Consider the following 766-nt stretch of genomic DNA (forward strand, 5'->3'; position numbering starts at 1 on the left):
ATTAAGGAATATACCAAAGTATATCGCTTCCAAACGTTCTTTGGATAGTAACGCGTCCCTGCCGATAGCTACCTTTTTATCATAAAAGCTATTCTCTTCAGCAGCTTTATCTGCAAGTTCTTTTAGTTCGAACACTCGCATGAACAAATCATCTGGCGTTCCTTTTGCTGCCAAACCAGTTCGTATTTTATTCTCCAAAGCAACGATCTTAGTATTGATTTGCAATAAGTTTTCAGAATACAATGCAAGACCTTTTTTAAGTTCTTTTTGCACTATTTTAGTGATATTTTGATGAAAAGACTCAACCTGCTCAAGACGTTCTGAATCTACATTAGGGAAAAACTCCTTAATAAGAGCAATATTAGCAGTTAATCTCGGTGTTACCCCTGAGATATCTCGATTAATTCGTTCTATTTTTATTAGCACATCATTTTTTTGGCTACCTAATTCATTTTTTTGCTGATGAAGTTTACGCAGTTCTTCGTCAAAGAGAGCTTCATAGGCGCTTAGAGCTCCCGTAAACCCCTGTTTCAAGGCTTTAATAGCATCATTGTTGTCAGTTATTATTTTCTGATTGGTCTTGTATTGAGCCTTGTTGATCTTGGGAATGATTTGAGCATTCATCGACTTGGATATGAGTTTTTTCCTTTCATTATATTCATCTAAAGTAGACTTCTCTTCAGCGATATCTTCCGTATATTCAAAGAGATCGATGAGTCGTCCAATAGCTACTCCTGCTGATTCTTTCACATCGCCAGAAAATGGT

The 766-nt window shown here is 36.4% G+C and carries 1 pseudogene; it reads right to left on the reverse strand.

What is annotated here, in order from left to right:
• Window positions 1–766: pseudogene (locus IM284_RS23200) on the reverse strand (chromosome partitioning protein ParA); the annotation flags it as partial.

Origin of the sequence: Enterobacter cloacae complex sp. P12RS (genome assembly GCF_014895875.1) — a bacterium.
In the GTDB taxonomy this organism is placed as follows: Bacteria; Pseudomonadota; Gammaproteobacteria; order Enterobacterales; family Enterobacteriaceae; genus Enterobacter; species Enterobacter bugandensis.